Raw genomic sequence first — 20,512 nt, 5'->3', positions numbered from 1 at the left:
GTATCCACCTCGATTACTTCCCAAGACAAAATTGCGAGAATAACTGATCAATGAGACTTTCATGAACTGCTTCACCGATGATTTCACCTAAAAGTTCCCAAGCTCTTGTCAAATCTATTTGAACAATATCAATCGGTACTCCACTATTAATGCTATTCACCGCATCATCAATAGCAACTTTAGCTTGTGTTAGTAGCGATATATGACGACTGTTAGATACGTAAGTCATATCTTTTGACTCTATGCCTCCCTCAAAGAATAATGAAGAAATTGCTTCTTCTAGCTGCTCAATCCCTTCCTCCTGTAATAAAGAGGTAGATACGATAGGATAATTATTTGCTAATTCTTTTACTCGAGTCATATTAATTGTTTGGGGTAAATCTGTCTTATTAATAATGACAATTACATCCATACCCTCTACGGCATGAAATAGCTGTTCATCATCAACGCTAAGCTCATCATTTGAGTTTAAAACTAATAAGATAAGATCTGCTTCCTTTAATTTTTCTCGTGAGCGTTCTACACCCATTCTTTCGACGATATCTTCAGTTTCACGTATCCCTGCAGTATCAACTAACCTCAGAGGCACTCCTCTTACATTGACGTATTCCTCAATTACATCACGGGTTGTTCCAGGAATATCCGTAACAATTGCTTTATTCTCATGAACCAAACTATTTAATAAGGAGGATTTTCCTACATTCGGTCTACCAATAATTACAGTAGATAAGCCTTCTCTTAAGATTTTTCCTTGTTGAGATGTTTGGATTAGCTTATGAAGTTCATGCTGTACATTATTCGCCTTTGGCAATAATAACTGATGAGTCATTTCTTCAACATCATCATATTCAGGATAGTCAATATTCACTTCTACATGTGCCAAGGTCTCCAAAATATCTTGTCTGAGTCGATTAATTAACTTTGATAAGCGCCCCTCCATTTGGTGTAAGGCAACATTCATAGCACGATCTGTTTTGGCACGTATTAAATCAATAACTGCTTCAGCTTGTGATAGATCTATTCTCCCATTCAAAAATGCTCGTTTCGTAAATTCTCCCGGTTCAGCTAAGCGAGCTCCACCTTTAATTACGGTCTGTAATACTCTATTGACGGAAACTAAACCACCGTGGCAATTTATTTCTACTACATCTTCACGAGTAAATGTTTTTGGCCCTTTCATTACTGAAACCATTACTTCATCTATCGTTTCATTATTTATCGGATCTACGATATGGCCGTAATGAATTGTATGAGAAGGAACCTCTATCAATTTTTTATCTGAAGGTCCTTTGAAAATGGAATCTGCAATACTTAGCGCTTCAGCACCGCTAAGCCTCACAATCGCAATTGCTCCCTCTCCCATCGGAGTAGAGATAGCCGTAATTGTATCAAAGTCCATTCTTTTATTCACCGCTCTCTTAACATAAAATAACAAGCATTATTTATTATTAAGCTATTTTCGCAATGGTTGTTGCTTTTAAGTTATAACCACGAGCAAAAACTAGCGTTCGTGACATCTTTTTCTGTAACAATCGTATACAAACGTTTCGTCACCATTTCCAATTTGGTGATAATAGCAATAAAGTTCACAAAAAAACTTTTATAAAACAGCAACAATCACATAAAACCTCGTTTTCTGATGTAATTTAGTCATTATAGCAACAAAGTTTACGAAAAGAGCCTAATTAATATGACAATAAATATATTTAAAAACGTTTCCCTAAATTTTAAGAATACCATATCTTCAATTATCTAAAAAGATATTTGTATTATCATTTCCCTAATATCCACATTGAATAACCCATTTTAACAAACCTAGATGATTATCAGTTATCCACATGTGAATAAGATCTTTATTTTATTACATGACTTCCAGTTATCTTTATGTAGATTTATTTGACATTGTTGTTTCTTCTTTTGTAATGGCTGTTTCCGGATTCATTGTTGTTTTTCGTATTAAGAAAGAACACCTACACAACTAACTTTTGTGGCATCTTTTCCTTCTGGACAACGATGAATAACATTATAAAACCACTTTTTATAGTACTAAATTGATAACAATAGCAACAGTGTTTACGAAAAGAGCGTTTGTAATTTAGAACTGCACAATTGCTATTATATTAAAATAGAGAAAAATCATGAAGTTCCGTAATAATTTAATAGAAAAGAGCCATACAATAGCGCTAAATGCATATAGAGGAATAATGAGTACGGTTTGTAAAATAAAAAAAGCGACTCAATTTTGAAGACATCAACCAAACAATTACCATTTATTGTAAATAAACTATTGTGTAGTCTATAAACAATAATGTATTATTGCTTAGGTCTCCTATGAGCCACCAATGTAGTTATTTTATTGGACTAATCACTATATGTCGATGTGGATCAGAACCTGAAGAATATGTTTTAACTTTATCATTTGTTGCCAATGCAGTATGAATGACTTTACGTTCATATGATGGCATTGATTCAAGTGATATATCCTTCCCAGTTCGAAGTGATTTTTCTGCTAAACGTTGTGCTAACTGATACAACGTTTCTTTCCTACGTTCTCGATAATTTTCGGCATCAACAATAATGTTCAAATAATGGTCTGCATATCGATTTGCAACTAATTGTGTTAAATATTGAAGAGAATTAAGAGTTTGTCCTCTTTTGCCAATTAAGATTGCAATTTTTTCACCTGACAATTGGAAGTTAACATATTTCCCGTCTTGTTTAACTTCAATTTTGACGTGAACACCCATATTTTCTGTAACTTGTTGAAGGAATTGCTGAGCTTCTTCGATCGGATCATGCAATTTGGTAACTTTTACAACTGCTGGCTTAGTGCCAAAAATACCAAATAGTCCTTTTTTGCCTTCATCGATGATATTTATTTCAGTGCGGTCTTTTGTTGTTTTTAACTGTTCTAGAGCTGATTGTACTGCTTCATCGACTGATTGGCCTGTAGCAGTTATTTGCTTCACTTTTTCTTATTCGCTCCTCCCGCAATTTCTGTTTTTATTTCTGGTCCTTTAATAAAATATGTTTGTACAATCATAAATAGGTTCCCAACTACCCAATATAAAGATAATGCTGCTGGAAAGTTAAGTGCAAAAATAATGATCATAATCGGCATAATCCATAGCATCATTGCCATTTGTGGATTTTGATTTTGAGTACCTGCCATCATCATTTTTTGTTGAATAAAAGTTGTTACCCCAGCTATAAGTGGTAATAAATAGAATGGATCTGCTTCCCCAAGGTTAAACCATAAAAATTCATGCTGTTTAATTTCAACAGTTCTCATGATTGCATGGTAAAAACCAATTAAAATAGGCATTTGTATTATTAATGGGAAACATCCCGCTAATGGGTTTACACCATGTTTTTGGAATAGCTGCATCGTTTCTTGCTGAAGTTGTTGTTGAGTTTTTTGATCCTTAGAGCTATATTTTTCACGAAGCTTTTGCATTTCTGGCTGTAATGCTTGCATAGCTTTCGAGCTTTTTGTTTGCTTAATCATTAACGGTAAAATTACTAAACGAATCAAAATTGTTACGATAATAATCGATAATCCATAATTATTATTCATGAGTTCTGCTACAGATGTTATTAACCATGATAGTGGATAAACGATATATTCATTCCAAAATCCGGTACTTTCTTTCGTAATTGGCTGGTTTACTTCAGTACAACCTGATATGATAGCTACTAAACCAATAAGACCAATTACTAGAAGAATTCGCCTTTTCAATCAAATTTCCTCCTCAAATATTATTCAATTTGATCTTTTATCTGATAAAAGTTTAGATTTATGACCATTAAGTATTGTAACATTTTTTAAACAAAAATTCCCTTGCTTATTTTCCACTCTTTAATATTTTTGCTCTTTTACATACATGGTGCAGACTACTTTTTATTTCCGCATAGTCCATTTCAGCAGCTGGTTTTCTAGCAATTATAACGTAATCCATTTCAGCTCTTAGAACATCTTTCGAATCGGTAAACACTTGTCGAATCAATCGCTTTATTCTATTTCTAGATACAGCATTTCCAATCTTTTTACTTACAGACAAGCCAATTCGGAAAAAATCTTGATCTGGTTTTTCAAGTACGTAAATAACAAATTGACGGTTAGCAAAGGATTTTCCCTGTTTGAAAACTTTTTGAAATTCATCATTTTTTTTTATTCGATACTTTTTCTTCATTTTTATCCCCCTGTAATTCATAGGGTTTAACATTATGATGCGCAAAATTAAGAAAAGCCTACGAGATCTATCATCCTTCCGCCAAACACTAAAGCTAGATATTTATGAATAGCTTTAGTCGGCCGCTTTAAGCGACAGCTATAAGTCAAGCTGATAGATTTTGGAGCTACATATAGTTAATGCTCAAGCATGAATAACACTCCAACATAATGTATATACTTTCTTATCTAATTGAAAAAAGACCACTGACGTTTCAGTGGCCTAAGCTGATAATACTTTTCTTCCTCTACGACGACGACGAGCTAAAACCTTACGTCCGTTTTTAGAGCTCATTCGACTACGGAATCCATGTACTTTACTCCGCTTACGATTATTTGGTTGATAAGTTCTTTTCATTATATGACACCTCCCTGAGGAATAGCTGTTAAAGACAGTCTTACTAATTATAGAGAAGAAACATATTAAATGTCAACCTATCATTTTAACTTCAATATTTTTTAAAAATTGACATACTTTCTCACTTTATTAAAGTTATAAAACATTTCTGTGGACAACTTTTTTACATTTATTTTTGTTCTTCTACAGTTATCGACAGCATTTACCCAATATCTCATTATGTGGACATTTTTTTTAAACAACCTGTTAAAGTTGTGGATAAGCCACTAAAAAGCATTGCAACTATTATATTTTTTTGTTATCATATTTGTGTTTTCTATCTGTGAATAATTTATTTTATAATTACGTTATCCACAAAATGTGGATAACGTGTGGATATTTTATTAAAGGTTGTTTAAATGCTTGTCCACAAGTATGGGGATTTGTCGATAAACTACTTTTCATCATTATAAACTGTTCTCCACACAATTTCTGCGTGTATATTTATTCAGTTATACTAATTATGTGAATGCAATCTAATGTAAGGGAGGGCATGTGTTGGAAAATATTTCGGATTTATGGGATAAAGCTCTCAGTGAAATTGAGAAAAAACTAAGTAAACCCAGCTTTGAAACTTGGCTAAAAGCTACAAAAGCATATTCATTAAAAAATGATACGTTAACCATTACGGCTCCAAATGAATTTGCAAGAGATTGGCTCGAGTCTAGATATTCAGTATTAATTGCAGAAACAATTTACGATATAACCGGCGAACAATTAACGATTAAATTTATTATTCCTCAAAATCAACAAGATGAAGACCTTGAGACAAATGTACCTGCAAAAAAAGTGAAAAAACAGGATAATAATCACCCTGAACTACTGCAAAATATGCTAAATCCAAAATATACATTTGATACCTTTGTCATTGGTTCTGGTAACCGATTTGCTCATGCAGCTTCATTAGCTGTAGCAGAGGCACCAGCGAAGGCTTATAATCCCCTTTTTATATATGGTGGGGTAGGATTAGGTAAAACTCATTTGATGCATGCGATTGGCCATTATGTAATCGAGCATAATCCTTCAGCTAAAGTAGTCTATTTGTCTTCCGAGAAGTTTACAAACGAATTTATTAATTCGATTAGGGATAACAAAGCAGTTGATTTTCGAAATAGATATCGTAATGTTGATGTTTTACTTATAGATGATATTCAATTTCTAGCTGGAAAAGAACAAACTCAAGAAGAGTTTTTTCATACTTTTAATACTTTGCATGAAGAAAGTAAACAAATTGTCATCTCAAGTGACCGTCCTCCAAAAGAAATACCGACGCTAGAGGATCGCTTAAGATCTAGATTTGAATGGGGGTTAATTACAGATATTACACCTCCTGATTTGGAAACAAGAATAGCAATATTGCGTAAAAAAGCAAAGGCTGAAGGACTCGATATCCCTAATGAAGCTATGTTATATATCGCAAATCAAATCGATTCAAATATACGTGAGCTTGAAGGTGCACTTATACGTGTTGTAGCTTATTCGTCACTTATTAATAAAGATATTAACGCAGATTTAGCTGCTGAAGCTTTGAAGAATATCATTCCTAGTGCTACACCAAAAGTAATAACAATCCATGAAATCCAAAAAACTGTTGGTCAGCATTATAATGTGAAACTTGAAGACTTTAAAGCTAAAAAACGTACTAAATCAGTCGCTTTTCCTAGACAGATTGCTATGTATTTATCACGAGAATTAACCGACTTCTCACTACCAAAGATCGGAGAAGAATTCGGGGGAAGAGATCACACGACTGTTATTCATGCACATGAAAAAATTTCTAAATTAATTCAAACCGATTCACAATTACAAAAACAATTGAATGATATTAACTCTCACTTAAAAGCATAGTAGGTTTATACTTATTCTTAATACTGTGAATAACTTAACGCATATTACACACAGTCTATCCACATGTGGATAGACTGTGTTTCCTTTGCTATAATTAGTTATCCACAATTCCACAGCCCCTACTATTACTTCTACTACTTTTTTAAAAAAAATATATATATTCAATTGTTACCTAGTTTATGACTAAAGGAGGACTTCATAATGAAATTTATTATTCAACGAGACTATTTATTACGCAGTGTACAAGATGTAATGAAAGCCGTTTCGTCTAGAACAACAATTCCAATATTAACGGGTATTAAAATAGTGGCAAATGAAAGTGGAGTTACATTAACAGGAAGTGATTCTGATATTTCCATTGAATCATTTATCCCGCTAGAACATGAAGATTTAGAAATTGTTGAACTAGTCAAAAGTGGAAGTGTTGTTTTACAAGCTCGTGTATTTAGTGAAATTGTTAAAAAGCTACCTAAAGAAAGTGTAGAAATTGATGTTCAAAACCACTTTTTGACTATTATTAGATCTGGAAAAGCAGAGTTTAATTTAAATGGCTTAGATGCAGAGGAATATCCATTATTACCACAAGTTGAAGAAAATGATGCTTTTCAAGTTCCGTCTGATTTAGTGAAACAATTAATTAGACATACAGTTTTCGCAGTGTCCACGTCAGAAACACGACCTTTATTGACAGGTGTAAACTTAAAAATAGAAAATAATGAATTGACCTGTATTGCAACAGATAGCCATCGACTTGCTCTACGTAAAGCGAGAATTGATTTGAATACGACAGATGTATCGTATAATATTGTAATTCCAGGAAAAAGTTTGAATGAACTAAATAAAATATTAGATGATTCAAATGATCCAGTTGATATCGTAATTACAGAAAACCAAGTGCTGTTTAAAACAAAACACATATTATTTTTCTCACGATTGCTTGAAGGTAGTTATCCAGATACATCACGTTTAATTCCTGAGGAAAGTAATACTGAAATCAAAGTGTCAGCTAAAGAGTTTTTACAAGCTATCGATAGAGCTTCTTTACTTGCTAGAGAGGATAGAAATAATGTTGTAAAATTAGCCATCTTAGAGGGTGGGATTATTGAAATCTCTTCGAATTCACCGGAAATTGGTAAAGTTATTGAGGAAGTCCAAAGTCAATCTATTAGTGGTGAGGACTTAAAAATTTCCTTTAGTTCAAAATACATGCTTGATGCATTAAAAGTTTTGGGAGAAACAGATATTAATATTAATTTTACTGGAGCGATGAGACCTTTTGTCATTCGTCCTCTTCACGATGATTCAATGCTACAGTTGATTTTACCTGTTCGCACATATTAATTCATGTTAAGAGAGAAGTGTGATGTACAAATATGTAAGAAACAACAATATCTTATATAACCTTCTATCGAATGGGTTATGATCACGAGTTGAAGGCTAGTTCAAAAATAGACATGCTCACTCTCAAACAGTGAATATAGCTCTAATAAATATATCCTTTTTTATCTTTGAAACGTTTTGGCATGGATTGTTACTTTTCGTAATAAGAAATAAAGTATGTATAAACCAAGTGTTTATAGCATCTTTTCTCGTTTATGATTTAGTCAATTGCATATAATTATTTGTTGCTGTCCTAAATTAGTCTCAATAGCAACAAAGTTTACAAAAAGAGCCTTGCAAAAAAGAAAGCTGCTAGTATGAGAAAAAACTAGTAGCTTTCTTTTCTATCCTCTTATTTTTTAGTACAATGAAGTGATAAGTAATTTTTGAAAGTAACATAATATGTTTACAAATAAACTAGCATAATATTACATGGGAAAGAGAGCGATCATATATGACAAAAATGATCACTATCTCAACTGATATTATTACATTAGGTCAGTTTTTAAAGTTAGCAGATGTAATTCAAACAGGTGGGATGGCGAAGTGGTTCTTAAGTGAACATGAAGTATTTGTAAATGGACAAGCTGAAAATCGTAGAGGACGAAAACTTAAACAAGATGATGAAGTAGTTATTCCTGGATTCGGAACTTTTATTGTGAAAGTATAGTTGGTGGCTGACTTGTATATTGAAGAACTAGCACTGAAAAATTATCGGAATTATAAGAGTGTGGAAGTAACATTTGAAAACAAAGTTAACGTCATATTAGGTGAAAATGCTCAAGGAAAAACAAACGTTATGGAAGCTATTTTTGTCTTGGCGATGGTCAAATCACATCGAACGTCTAATGACAAGGATCTTATAAGATGGGATGAAGAATATGCTAAAATAGAAGGAAGGATTCACAAAAATAATGGTATCCTTCCTTTACAGTTAGTTATATCAAAAAAAGGCAAGAAAGCTAAATATAACCATATTGAACAACAAAAATTAAGTCAATATGTCGGCAATATGAATATTGTCATGTTTGCACCTGAAGATTTACATTTGGTAAAAGGCAGTCCGCAAGTGAGGCGGAGATTTATCAATATGGAGATCGGTCAAGTCTCACCTTTATATTTACATGATTTAAATCAGTATCAAAAGATTTTACAACAGAGAAATCATTACTTAAAGAAACTACAGCTTAACAGGTCGAAAAGCGACCCGATGTTAGACGTTTTGACTGAGCAACTTGTTGAGGCTGCAGCTAAAATCTTGATAAAAAGATATGAATTTTTAGAGCTGTTACAGAAGTGGGCTGAACCAATTCACCGTGGTATTAGCCGAGGATTAGAAAGTTTACAGATTGATTATAAGCCTTCAGTTGATGTATCAGAAGATGTTAGTTTGTCAAAAATGGTAAAATCATTAACGGAAAAGTTTGTTAAAATAAAAGAGAAGGAAATTGAACGTGGGATGACTCTTGCTGGACCGCACCGTGATGATTTAGCTTTTTATGTCAATGGTAAAGATGTTCAAACATTTGGATCACAAGGGCAACAAAGAACAACAGCTCTCTCACTAAAATTAGCAGAAATTGAATTGATTTATGCTGAGACAGGAGAATATCCAATTCTATTGCTAGATGATGTTTTATCAGAATTAGATGATTATAGACAATCTCATTTATTAAATACAATAAAAGGAAAAGTACAAACATTTGTTACGACAACAAGTGTAGATGGGCTTGATCATAGTACATTAGATGAGGCCTCTACTTACCAAGTTGTGTCAGGAGAACTGACAAAACTATCATGAGGTGATGTCATGTTCATTCATTTAGGAGAAGACTTGATTATTAGAAATAGTGATATAATCGCGATTTTGGATCGGCAATTACTCACATCCTCTCCAATTATTGTAGAATTTATAAAAGCACACAAGAGTGATACTGTTCAACTCTCTGGTGAAACAAAATCAGTCGTAGTAACCGTAGAGAAAGTTTATTTTTCACCCCTATCATCGAATACGCTGAAGAAAAGAGCACAGATGGGTTCAGAGCTAGATTCAATTTTATTCTAAATATTAAGCAAATTATGATGTGAATTCGAGGTACGTGCTACAACGAGTGAAATATGGAATAAAGACTATCTTTAGACTTAAAGTGTAGGATCTGTCAGATATAATTGTTCTCTATAGTAATTTTTAAAATAGCATTTTTGAACGAGTTCACTGAAAGTGCAGGTGGTTTAAGTGACAATGGAGCAAAAAGAAATAGATCAACAAATTTATGATGAAAATCAAATACAAGTCTTAGAAGGACTAGAGGCTGTAAGAAAACGCCCAGGAATGTATATTGGTACCACAAGTGGTAAAGGGCTGCATCATCTTGTATGGGAAATTGTCGATAATAGTATAGATGAAGCATTAGCTGGCTATTGCGATGAAATCAATGTAGTCATTGAAGAAGATAATAGTATTACTGTTAAGGATAACGGGCGTGGAATTCCTGTTGGTATTCATGAGAAAATGGGACGACCAGCTGTTGAGGTTATCATGACAGTACTTCATGCAGGTGGAAAATTTGATGGTAGCGGCTATAAAGTCTCTGGTGGACTTCACGGTGTTGGAGCCTCAGTCGTAAATGCACTTTCGACTCACCTAGAAGTATTTGTTCACCTGAATGGGGAAATTCACTATCAAAAATATGAGCGCGGCGTACCGTGTGCTGATTTAAAAGTCATCGGTGAGACAGATATAACTGGAACCATTACTCATTTTAAACCTGATGGTGAAATATTTACTGAGACGTTAGAGTATGAATATGATATTCTTGCAAATCGTCTTCGTGAATTAGCCTTTTTAAATCGTGGCATCAAGATTACGATTGAGGATAAAAGAGTCGGAGATAAAAGTAATGAATACTACTACGAGGGTGGAATCATTTCTTATGTTGAACATTTAAACAGAACGAAAGAAGTTATTCATGATGAACCGATCTTTGTAGAAGGAGAAAAAGAAGGAATTTCAGTAGAAGTTGCCTTGCAATATAATGACAGTTATGTGAGTAATATCTACTCGTTTGCCAACAATATAAACACGCACGAAGGTGGTACTCACGAATCAGGTTTTAAAACAGCATTAACTAGAATCATTAATGACTATGCTAGAAAGCATAATATATTTAAAGAGAATGACTCAAATCTTACTGGTGATGATGTTCGGGAAGGTTTAACTGCGATCGTATCAATTAAACATCCTGACCCACAATTTGAAGGACAAACGAAAACAAAATTAGGGAATAGTGAAGCGAGAACAATAACAGACTCTCTCTTTTCTGATAAATTGGAAAAATTTCTCCTTGAAAATCCTGTAGTAGCAAAAAGGATAGTCGAAAAAGGAGTTACTGCATCTAGAGCAAGGCTAGCAGCAAAAAAAGCGAGGGAATTAACACGTAGAAAAAATGCACTCGAAATTTCGAATTTGCCAGGAAAACTTGCTGATTGCTCATCAAAAGATCCATCGATCAGTGAGTTATATGTGGTTGAGGGTGATTCTGCAGGTGGGTCTGCAAAGCAAGGTCGAGACCGTCATTTTCAAGCTATCCTTCCTTTACGTGGGAAAATTATTAATGTTGAAAAGGCAAGATTAGATAAAATATTATCTAATAATGAAGTGAGGACAATTATTACTGCTTTAGGTACAGGTATTGGAGAAGACTTTGATATTTCAAAAGCTCGTTATCATAAAATTGTTATTATGACTGATGCAGATGTTGATGGAGCGCATATTCGTACATTATTATTAACTTTCTTTTATCGATATATGAGACAGATTATTGAGTCTGGCTATGTTTATATCGCACAACCACCTCTTTATAAAGTTAGTCAAGGCAAGAAAGTGGCTTATGCATATAATGAACGTGAATTAAACGGAATTCTAGAAGAGTTAACAGGTAATGCAAAGCCAGGACTTCAACGTTATAAAGGTTTAGGTGAAATGAATCCAGAACAGCTTTGGGAAACAACGATGGATCCTGATACTCGTACGTTATTACAGGTCAATCTTCAAGATGCGATTGAAGCTGATGAAACATTTGAAGTATTAATGGGTGATAAAGTAGAACCAAGGCGCAATTTTATTGAAGAGAATGCGCAATATGTTAAGAACTTAGATATTTAATATGAGTTATGCGGTTTAACTGGATAAAAAGCGTGGTTTCGGAAATAATGAGCATTGACTTTCCGGAACCCTTTTTATGTTGGCCGTATGCGCATTATTTATTGTTTTTCGAAATTTAAGCAAAATGTGAATTCATGGTACCTATAAAAACGACTGACTATGCTAACTTGGTGAAGATGCCAACAAATTTTTCGCCTATTAGAAATAGAATCTAATATAAAATAGGTGTATGTGTGCTGCAATTGATTATATTTGCATTATGTAAGTAGCGTTTTATATTAACTTGGTTAATGAATTCCTTTTATATTAAGTAGCTTTAAATCAAAAATATCTATATAATAGATATGTTATAGAAATTTATGTATATTCGTATTTAGTCTTGTTATGACGGGGCTTTGGCATATCACTGTTACTATAAATTGTTTTCTTTTATCTAAGAGAAAAGCTTTAGTCACAATTTTTATGAATAGAGCCAAAATAAAACCACATTTTAATAGTTTCTACTGTTAACTCAGGAGGTGGTTTTCATATTAAGAAAAAAAAAGATTTTTATCATGGCCATTGTTTTTGTACTTATCGGATGTTCGCCTAGTCAATCAAATAATGATAGTAAAGGCACTGAGCAAAGAGAAATCGAGCTAACTATTTCCGCTGCTGCAAGTCTTCGAAATGCTCTATCAGAATTAAAATCACTCTTTGAACAAAGTAATAACAATATTAAGATTGCTTATAATTTTGGCTCGTCTGGGGCGTTACAGCAACAAATTACTCAAGGTGCTCCTGTAGATATGTATTTTTCTGCTGCTAAGGATAAGTACGATTACTTAGTTGATGAAGGTATGATTGCACAAGGAGTAAATTTGTTAACAAATGAACTTGTCCTTATTGCACCGAAAGAGCATGGAACAAACATTAGTAAATTTGAAGACCTTACTAGTCCTAATATTTCTCAACTTGCAATCGGTATTCCTGAATCAGTACCAGCGGGGAAATATGCAAAGGAAGCACTACTACATATGGATTTATGGGAAAAAGTAGAAGATAAGCTTATATTATCTAAGGATGTTCGACAAGTATTAACATATGTGGAAACAGGTAATGTTGATGCAGGAATGGTGTATAAAACAGATGCATTAATTTCCTCCGACATAGAAATCGTAGATGTTACTCATAAGTCAAATCATTCATCTATTATTTATCCAGTAGGAATTATAAAAGATACCAAAAATATTCATGAAGTAGGACAATTTTTTGAATTTTTACAGAGTGAACAAGCTTTAACTGTTTTTGAAAAATTCGGATTTAAACCTTTGGAATAAGGAGTCAATCATGACGGTAGAGTTTTGGTCTCCAGTACAAAAATCAATTGAAATTGCTTGTGTCTCAGGTTTAATTGTTCTCATAATTGGCTTAATTATGGGACGCATGATGTCGAAAATAAACTTTAAGGGGAAGGTCATTTTTGAAACAATCTTAATGCTTCCTCTCGTTCTTCCACCATCGGTAGTTGGCTTTTTGCTTATCGTAATATTTGGCAAAAACAGTCCAGTTGGAAGAGGAATTGAAACAATTTTTAATCAATCTATTATTTTTACTTGGTGGGCAGCCGTTATCGCAGCTGTTGTCGTTTCTTTCCCGCTTATGTATCAATCAGTAAAAACTGGCTTTTCTTCCATTGATTTTGGTATTGAAGAAGCGGCACGAATAGATGGTGCAAATGAGTGGAAAGTAGCTATTTTTGTCTCCATTCCTCTTGCATTAAAATCTATTATATCTGGTGCAGTATTAAGCTTCGCTAGAGCTCTAGGTGAATTTGGCGCAACACTTATGTTTGCTGGTAATATCCCAGGAAAAACACAAACAACATCAACCGCTATTTATGTTGCAATAGATTCAGGTAATTTAGAAACTGCTTGGTTATGGGTGTTAATGATGGTTTTTGTGTCATTTATTATGTTAATAGCAGTTCAGTATATTAGATAATATCACTATTTGAGTTATATAGAGTGTGTATATTTGGATAAAATAGTTATTAGTATGCTCAATGTAATGACATTTATATGTGCTACTAAAAAAGTATGTTATGATTATTAAATAATAAAAATGCAACCACCCTCGTAGGAGGTAAATTCACATGTCTGAAAATCAAAGCTCTCGTATAAAAGAAGTAAATATTAGTCAGGAAATGCGTTCCTCGTTTTTAGATTATGCAATGAGTGTCATAGTATCAAGGGCGTTACCTGATGTTAGGGACGGACTAAAACCAGTTCATCGACGTATATTATATGCAATGAATGATCAAGGTATGACTGCAGATAAGCCATACAAAAAATCAGCACGTATCGTTGGCGATGTTATAGGTAAATATCATCCTCATGGAGATTCAGCTGTATACGATACTATGGTTCGTATGGCACAGGATTTTAGCTATCGCTATATGCTCGTTGATGGCCATGGGAATTTTGGTTCTGTAGACGGTGATGCAGCAGCAGCGATGCGTTATACAGAATCACGAATGGCGAAAATATCAATGGAGTTACTTCGTGATATTAATAAAGATACGATAGATTACCAAGATAACTATGATGGATCTGAAAAAGAACCGATTGTTTTACCATCTCGTTTTCCAAACTTATTAGTGAATGGAGCAGCTGGAATAGCTGTAGGTATGGCTACAAACATACCACCACATCAGTTAGGAGAAGTCATTGATGGCGTATTGGCGCTAAGTAAGGATTCTGATATTAGTGTTGCTGAGTTAATGGAAATAATACATGGCCCGGATTTTCCAACAGGAGGAATCATTCTCGGTCGGAGTGGTATTAGAAAAGCATATGAAACAGGCCGTGGATCAATTACAATTCGCGGTAAAGTTGTCATTGAAGAAAAAAATGGTGGAAAAGAAGTTATTATTGTTAACGAACTACCTTACCAAGTGAATAAAGCAAAGTTAATAGAAAAAATCGCAGAACTTGTACGCGATAAAAAAATAGACGGCATAACAGATTTACGTGATGAGTCAGATCGTAATGGAATGAGAATAGTCATCGAAGTTCGAAAAGATGCAAATGCAAATGTGCTGTTAAATAACTTATATAAACAAACTGCATTACAAACTAGTTTTGGTATTAATATGTTGGCATTGGTAGATGGACAACCTAAAGTATTAAACTTAAAGCAGTGTTTGTATCATTATCTGGAACACCAAAAAGTCGTTATTCGTAGAAGAACAGATTTTGAGCTTCGTAAGGCTGAAGCGCGTGCTCATATTTTAGAAGGACTACGAATTGCTTTAGATCATTTAGATGAAGTTATTGCGCTTATTCGTAGTTCACAAACAACAGATATTGCACGGGAAGGTTTAATGAATCAATTCTCGCTATCTGAAAAGCAAGCACAAGCTATATTAGATATGCGCTTGCAAAGATTAACAGGCTTAGAGCGTGAGAAGATAGAAGAGGAGTTTCAAAACCTCTTACAATTAATTGCAGAACTAGAAGAAATTTTGGCAAATGAAGAAAAAATCTTGCAAATTATTAGAGAAGAACTAGCAGAAGTGAAAGAAAGATTTAATGATGAGCGACGTACTGAAATTGCAACAGGTGGGTTCGATTCGATAGAAGATGAAGATTTAATTCCCCAGGAAAACATTGTTATTACCTTAACACACAATGGCTATATTAAACGTCTTCCAGCATCAACTTATCGCAGCCAAAAACGTGGAGGTCGTGGTATCCAAGGAATGGGGACAAATGAGGATGACTTTGTTGAGCATTTATTAACTACATCCACACACGATACAATTCTATATTTTACAAACAAAGGGAAAGTGTATCGTAAGAAGGGATATGAAATCCCTGAACTAGGTAGAACAGCAAAAGGTATTCCGATTATTAACTTATTAGAGATTGATAAGGATGAGGAGATAAATGCAATTATTCCTGTCACTGAATTTGGAGATGATATGTTCTTGTTCTTTACTACGAAACAAGGGATATCAAAACGCTCACCTTTGTCATCTTTCTCAAATATCCGTAACAATGGGTTAATTGCACTCAATTTAAAAGAAGATGACGAACTAATTTCTGTTAAGCTGACAGATGGAACGAAAAATATTATTATTGGTACCAAAAATGGTATCCTTATCCGTTTTATCGAGACAGATGTAAGATCCATGGGAAGAACTGCGACTGGTGTTAAAGGAATTGCGATAGAAGATGACGATGAAGTTGTTGGTATGGACATTTTAGAAGATGACTCAAATGTTCTCATTGTTACAAAAAAAGGTTATGGTAAGCGAACGCCAGCGATAGAATATCGCAGTCAAAGTCGTGGGGGGAAAGGTTTAAAAACTTGTAATATTACAGATAAGAATGGAACTGTTGTAGCGGTTAAAGCTGTGTCAGGCACTGAGGATATTATGATTATTACAGCTGGCGGAGTACTTATTCGCATGGATGTAGGTGACATATCACAGATGGGCCGAAACACTCAAGGTGTTAGACTTATTCGTCTTGATGAATCTGATGAAAATGAATTTGTAGCAACAGTTGCTAAAGTACAAAAAGAAGTTGAAGATGAATATGATGGAGAAGATGAAGAATTAAATGCTAATGAAGAATTAAATGTTAATGAGGAATAATGCTAAGGTTCACTTTAAGGTGTTTTGTAATTGAAGAAATCAAATATCTATACAACACTGTAGCTCGTTATAGCTCTTCCGTTTGTTAACATTGGTAATGCTAATGCTTCATCTACCTGAGCTAACTTTGTTAAAAGTTACAAAGTTTATGATAAAAGCCTTAATTAAAGAGGGTGACTGAAAAGATCTGACAGTACGCTTTATATGCTGTATATAGAGGTTTTTAACCTCAATTGTTTATACAAGATAGCGAAGTTGTAGAGTCAGATGCTTATTTTCGGTCACCCTTTCTATATATTTTTGGAAATTAAAAAGTAATAGGAGGGATATGCATGAAGGTATCCATTGATCAATTACAGGAAGGGTGTATTCTTTCTGATGATGTCAAGTCGATTTCAAATAGACCTATTATGGCAAAAGGTACGGTTTTAAATGAAGAATTATTAAACATTTTACATATTTTTTTAGTTGATGATGTGAAAGTCGAAACATCTCTAGTAAGTGGTGAATTATTTAAACCAACTAAGCGAAATGGGGAAAAGATAGAAGAGAAAGAAGAAAAATTCCAAACTTTTATTGATCACTATTTACAAGTAGTGCAGTATTATAAAAAAATGTTTATTAGCTGGCAAGCAGGTTCACCAGTTGATATTGGTGATATAAGAAAGCAACTACTACCATTGCTAGAAAGGTTCTTAGAAAATCCATCAGCTATTTTTGTGCTACTACGTCATAGTACAAAAGAAGATTATTTATATCATCATGGAGTAACCGTTAGTTTATTAGCTGGCTTTTTAGGTAAACAGTTACAATATAGCCAAGGAGATTGGATACAAATTGCATTAGCAGGCTTTTTATGTGACTGTGGTATGGCAAAGATAAATCCTAAAATACTTAAAAAACAATCTTCTCTAACTGAGGAAGAAAGATTAGAAATAAACAAACATCCTGAATACAGCTATAAAATGGTTGAAAAAATTGGCGTGCTAAAAAAAGGTGTTAAGGAAGCGGTTCTTCAGCATCATATTAGAGATGATGGAACAGGTTACCCTATAGGAATGCTCAAAGGAATACTGCACCCTTTTAGTAAAATAGTTGCAGTAGCAGATGTATATCATGCAATGACATCTGAACGTGAATATAAAGCGAAACAATCTCCATTTGTGGTCATGGATTTGATTATTCAAGATAGTTTTGGAAAATTAGATACGAATGTTGTACATGCGTTAACAAAAGTAGTTACGAATTATGCTAACGGTCAAAAGGTAAAGCTATCAAATGGCCATACAGGAAAAATAGTTTTTGTTGAAGAAAAAAACCCTACTCGACCGATGGTCAGTTTATTTAAAACTAATGAAATCATTCATTTAAAAGATTATAGAGACGTCTATATTGAAGAAATCGTGTAGAAGACTACTTTCGATTTAATGATGTTTCTTTAAATTAACAACTAATGTACATAGCTAGTATTTGAGCCAACATTACTAAACTTCATTTTTGTTATTGTTATTTATTAATTGGCTGCTTTGCATGATTATTGTTTTTTCGTACTAAGAAATCAATACATATACACTAAAGCTTCTAGGCATCTTTTCTTAGATAAACTCTTTTGGTTGTTGTAATTTTGTAAATATAACAATAAAACTTATGGAAAGAGCAATATGAATAGAAAGAGTTAGTTGTTTTATTATTATGAAAATTACTTACTACCTTGCGTTCATGCACTTTCCCTGCTATACTAATCAAGGTCAACAAGTTGTCAAAGAAAGTCGTGTTTTTTTTACGAAAAACAATTGACGAATGATAGATAACTATGTTAATATATAAAGGTCGCTTCAAAAGACGACATTAAAGTTCTTTGAAAACTAAACAAAACAAAAGCGTCAACGTTATTTTTTTTTGAACAAATGAGCAATCAAACTTTATTGGAGAGTTTGATCCTGGCTCAGGACGAACGCTGGCGGCGTGCCTAATACATGCAAGTCGAGCGAACCAAAGGGAGCTTGCTCCCGGAGGTTAGCGGCGGACGGGTGAGTAACACGTGGGCAACCTACCTGTAAGATTGGGATAACTTCGGGAAACCGGAGCTAATACCGAATAACAATAAGAACCACATGGTTCTTATTTGAAAGATGGCTTCGGCTATCACTTACGGATGGGCCCGCGGCGCATTAGCTAGTTGGTGAGGTAACGGCTCACCAAGGCGACGATGCGTAGCCGACCTGAGAGGGTGATCGGCCACACTGGGACTGAGACACGGCCCAGACTCCTACGGGAGGCAGCAGTAGGGAATCTTCCGCAATGGACGAAAGTCTGACGGAGCAACGCCGCGTGAGTGAAGAAGGTTTTCGGATCGTAAAACTCTGTTGTTAGGGAAGAACAAGTATCGTTCGAATAGGGCGGTACCTTGACGGTACCTAACCAGAAAGCCACGGCTAACTACGTGCCAGCAGCCGCGGTAATACGTAGGTGGCAAGCGTTGTCCGGAATTATTGGGCGTAAAGCGCGCGCAGGCGGTTCCTTAAGTCTGATGTGAAAGCCCACGGCTCAACCGTGGAGGGTCATTGGAAACTGGGGAACTTGAGTGCAGAAGAGGAGAGTGGAATTCCACGTGTAGCGGTGAAATGCGTAGAGATGTGGAGGAACACCAGTGGCGAAGGCGACTCTCTGGTCTGTAACTGACGCTGAGGTGCGAAAGCGTGGGGAGCGAACAGGATTAGATACCCTGGTAGTCCACGCCGTAAACGATGAGTGCTAAGTGTTAGAGGGTTTCCGCCCTTTAGTGCTGCAGCTAACGCATTAAGCACTCCGCCTGGGGAGTACGACCGCAAGGTTGAAACTCAAAGGAATTGACGGGGGCCCGCACAAGCGGTGGAGCATGTGGTTTAATTCGAAGCAACGCGAAGAACCTTACCAGGTCTTGACATCCTCTGCCAACCCTAGAGATAGGGCGTTCCCCTTCGGGGGACAGAGTGACAGGTGGTGCATGGTTGTCGTCAGCTCGTGTCGTGAGATGTTGGGTTAAGTCCCGCAACGAGCGCAACCCTTGATCTTAGTTGCCAGCATTAAGTTGGGCACTCTAAGGTGACTGCCGGTGACAAACCGGAGGAAGGTGGGGATGACGTCAAATCATCATGCCCCTTATGACCTGGGCTACACACGTGCTACAATGGATGGTACAAAGGGCAGCAAAACCGCGAGGTTAAGCGAATCCCATAAAACCATTCTCAGTTCGGATTGCAGGCTGCAACTCGCCTGCATGAAGCCGGAATCGCTAGTAATCGCGGATCAGCATGCCGCGGTGAATACGTTCCCGGGCCTTGTACACACCGCCCGTCACACCACGAGAGTTTGTAACACCCGAAGTCGGTGGGGTAACCGTAAGGAGCCAGCCGCCTAAGGTGGGACAGATGATTGGGGTGAAGTCGTAACAAGGTAGCCGTATCGGAAGGTGCGGCTGGATCACCTCCTTTCTAAGGAAATATGTGAAGCTAGACTTCATATAAAAAGACGCTTTTTGTTTTGTTTAGTTTTGAGAGATCTTTTGAATAACAACAAAGAATGATAGAAAACATAAGTACATAATAGTACTAAGATGTAGAAATCGATAAATTGGTGTATTGTTCTTTAGAATCTCCATAATCTATAAGAGGGCCTATAGCTCAGCTGGTTAGAGCGCACGCCTGATAAGCGTGAGGTCGATGGTTCGAGTCCATTTAGGCCCACCATTTTTATAAAAGCATATTCAAACTTAGGGGCCTTAGCTCAGCTGGGAGAGCGCCTGCCTTGCACGCAGGAGGTCAGCGGTTCGATCCCGCTAGGCTCCACCAAAACGATCATGTTCCTTGA

The 20,512-nt window shown here is 35.3% G+C and carries 15 protein-coding genes, 2 tRNA genes and 1 rRNA gene; 13 read left to right on the top strand and 5 right to left on the bottom strand.

Annotated features, from left to right (window positions below; genetic code table 11):
• Nucleotides 1–13: 13 nt before the first annotated feature.
• The 5 genes from mnmE to rpmH form a co-directional block, all read right to left on the bottom strand.
• Entirely contained in the window at nucleotides 14–1,399 is a 1,386-nt protein-coding gene (mnmE, locus tag V1503_RS10460; RefSeq protein WP_320259702.1) for a tRNA uridine-5-carboxymethylaminomethyl(34) synthesis GTPase MnmE, read from the bottom strand.
• Nucleotides 1,400–2,348: 949 nt separating this feature from the next.
• Nucleotides 2,349–2,969 (bottom strand): RNA-binding cell elongation regulator Jag/EloR, encoded by a 621-nt coding sequence (gene jag, locus V1503_RS10455; protein WP_214482800.1) that lies wholly within the window; start codon nucleotides 2,967–2,969, stop codon nucleotides 2,349–2,351.
• The gene (gene spoIIIJ, locus V1503_RS10450; protein WP_320259703.1) at nucleotides 2,966–3,739 is read right to left on the bottom strand and encodes a YidC family membrane integrase SpoIIIJ; all 774 of its coding nucleotides are present in this window, start codon (nucleotides 3,737–3,739) and stop codon (nucleotides 2,966–2,968) included. Before spoIIIJ ends, jag begins: the two co-directional genes overlap by 4 nt.
• Nucleotides 3,740–3,845: 106 nt before the next feature.
• On the bottom strand, nucleotides 3,846–4,193 hold the full coding sequence (gene rnpA, locus V1503_RS10445; protein ID WP_320259704.1) for a ribonuclease P protein component: 348 nt from the start codon (nucleotides 4,191–4,193) through the stop codon (nucleotides 3,846–3,848).
• 261 nt (nucleotides 4,194–4,454) lie between these two features.
• Nucleotides 4,455–4,589, bottom strand: a complete 135-nt coding sequence (gene rpmH / locus V1503_RS10440; protein ID WP_214482797.1) for a 50S ribosomal protein L34 — start codon at nucleotides 4,587–4,589, stop codon at nucleotides 4,455–4,457.
• 537 nt (nucleotides 4,590–5,126) lie between these two features.
• On the opposite strand from rpmH, the gene dnaA reads away from it, so the two are divergent.
• The 13 genes from dnaA to V1503_RS10375 all read left to right on the top strand — a co-directional run bounded on the left by dnaA (nucleotide 5,127) and on the right by V1503_RS10375 (nucleotide 20,493).
• Nucleotides 5,127–6,476 (top strand): chromosomal replication initiator protein DnaA, encoded by a 1,350-nt coding sequence (dnaA, locus tag V1503_RS10435; protein WP_320259705.1) that lies wholly within the window; start codon nucleotides 5,127–5,129, stop codon nucleotides 6,474–6,476.
• A 201-nt stretch (nucleotides 6,477–6,677) separates the two neighbouring features.
• Entirely contained in the window at nucleotides 6,678–7,817 is a 1,140-nt protein-coding gene (dnaN, locus tag V1503_RS10430) for a DNA polymerase III subunit beta (RefSeq protein WP_320259706.1), read from the top strand.
• 493 nt (nucleotides 7,818–8,310) lie between these two features.
• Nucleotides 8,311–8,526 (top strand): S4 domain-containing protein YaaA, encoded by a 216-nt coding sequence (gene yaaA, locus V1503_RS10425; RefSeq protein ID WP_214482794.1) that lies wholly within the window; start codon nucleotides 8,311–8,313, stop codon nucleotides 8,524–8,526.
• A 12-nt stretch (nucleotides 8,527–8,538) separates the two neighbouring features.
• On the top strand, nucleotides 8,539–9,657 hold the full coding sequence (recF, locus tag V1503_RS10420; RefSeq protein ID WP_214482793.1) for a DNA replication/repair protein RecF: 1,119 nt from the start codon (nucleotides 8,539–8,541) through the stop codon (nucleotides 9,655–9,657).
• A gap of 9 nt (nucleotides 9,658–9,666) precedes the next feature.
• Nucleotides 9,667–9,921, top strand: coding sequence for an extracellular matrix regulator RemB (gene remB / locus V1503_RS10415; protein ID WP_410626704.1), 255 nt, complete (start codon nucleotides 9,667–9,669; stop codon nucleotides 9,919–9,921).
• 177 nt (nucleotides 9,922–10,098) lie between these two features.
• Nucleotides 10,099–12,021: a DNA topoisomerase (ATP-hydrolyzing) subunit B gene (gene gyrB / locus V1503_RS10410; protein WP_410626702.1), complete on the top strand. Its 1,923-nt coding sequence runs from the start codon at nucleotides 10,099–10,101 to the stop codon at nucleotides 12,019–12,021.
• Between the two features lie 554 nt (nucleotides 12,022–12,575).
• Nucleotides 12,576–13,340, top strand: a complete 765-nt coding sequence (modA, locus tag V1503_RS10405; RefSeq protein WP_410626700.1) for a molybdate ABC transporter substrate-binding protein — start codon at nucleotides 12,576–12,578, stop codon at nucleotides 13,338–13,340.
• A gap of 10 nt (nucleotides 13,341–13,350) precedes the next feature.
• Nucleotides 13,351–14,004, top strand: a complete 654-nt coding sequence (gene modB / locus V1503_RS10400; RefSeq protein ID WP_320259707.1) for a molybdate ABC transporter permease subunit — start codon at nucleotides 13,351–13,353, stop codon at nucleotides 14,002–14,004.
• 151 nt (nucleotides 14,005–14,155) lie between these two features.
• Nucleotides 14,156–16,663 (top strand): DNA gyrase subunit A, encoded by a 2,508-nt coding sequence (gene gyrA, locus V1503_RS10395; RefSeq protein WP_410626697.1) that lies wholly within the window; start codon nucleotides 14,156–14,158, stop codon nucleotides 16,661–16,663.
• Between the two features lie 332 nt (nucleotides 16,664–16,995).
• Nucleotides 16,996–18,072 carry an HD-GYP domain-containing protein gene (locus tag V1503_RS10390; RefSeq protein ID WP_410626695.1) on the top strand — a complete coding sequence of 359 codons (1,077 nt, stop codon included), beginning with the start codon at nucleotides 16,996–16,998 and terminating at the stop codon, nucleotides 18,070–18,072.
• 513 nt (nucleotides 18,073–18,585) lie between these two features.
• Nucleotides 18,586–20,136: ribosomal RNA gene (locus V1503_RS10385) — 16S ribosomal RNA — on the top strand.
• Between the two features lie 178 nt (nucleotides 20,137–20,314).
• A tRNA-Ile gene (locus V1503_RS10380) sits at nucleotides 20,315–20,391 on the top strand.
• 26 nt (nucleotides 20,392–20,417) lie between these two features.
• Nucleotides 20,418–20,493: transfer RNA gene (locus V1503_RS10375), tRNA-Ala, on the top strand.
• Nucleotides 20,494–20,512 lie beyond the last annotated feature (19 nt).

The organism is Nanhaiella sioensis, assembly GCF_046557775.1.
In the GTDB taxonomy this organism is placed as follows: Bacteria; Bacillota; Bacilli; order Bacillales; family SM2101; genus Nanhaiella; species Nanhaiella sioensis.
Note: the sequence above shows the minus strand (reverse complement) of the source record. Positions and strands in the feature narration are given on the sequence as shown.

What these genes read in the sequence shown, in the direction of transcription:
- remB (WP_410626704.1), top strand. Translation starts at nt 9,667, where the DNA reads ATGTTCATTCATTTAGGAGAAGACTTGATTATTAGAAATAGTGATATA.
- mnmE (WP_320259702.1), bottom strand. Translation starts at nt 1,399, where the DNA reads ATGGACTTTGATACAATTACGGCTATCTCTACTCCGATGGGAGAGGGA.
- modA (WP_410626700.1), top strand. Translation starts at nt 12,576, where the DNA reads ATGGCCATTGTTTTTGTACTTATCGGATGTTCGCCTAGTCAATCAAAT.
- V1503_RS10390 (WP_410626695.1), top strand. Translation starts at nt 16,996, where the DNA reads ATGAAGGTATCCATTGATCAATTACAGGAAGGGTGTATTCTTTCTGAT.
- dnaN (WP_320259706.1), top strand. Translation starts at nt 6,678, where the DNA reads ATGAAATTTATTATTCAACGAGACTATTTATTACGCAGTGTACAAGAT.
- gyrB (WP_410626702.1), top strand. Translation starts at nt 10,099, where the DNA reads ATGGAGCAAAAAGAAATAGATCAACAAATTTATGATGAAAATCAAATA.
- rnpA (WP_320259704.1), bottom strand. Translation starts at nt 4,193, where the DNA reads ATGAAGAAAAAGTATCGAATAAAAAAAAATGATGAATTTCAAAAAGTT.
- modB (WP_320259707.1), top strand. Translation starts at nt 13,351, where the DNA reads ATGACGGTAGAGTTTTGGTCTCCAGTACAAAAATCAATTGAAATTGCT.
- yaaA (WP_214482794.1), top strand. Translation starts at nt 8,311, where the DNA reads ATGACAAAAATGATCACTATCTCAACTGATATTATTACATTAGGTCAG.
- gyrA (WP_410626697.1), top strand. Translation starts at nt 14,156, where the DNA reads ATGTCTGAAAATCAAAGCTCTCGTATAAAAGAAGTAAATATTAGTCAG.
- rpmH (WP_214482797.1), bottom strand. Translation starts at nt 4,589, where the DNA reads ATGAAAAGAACTTATCAACCAAATAATCGTAAGCGGAGTAAAGTACAT.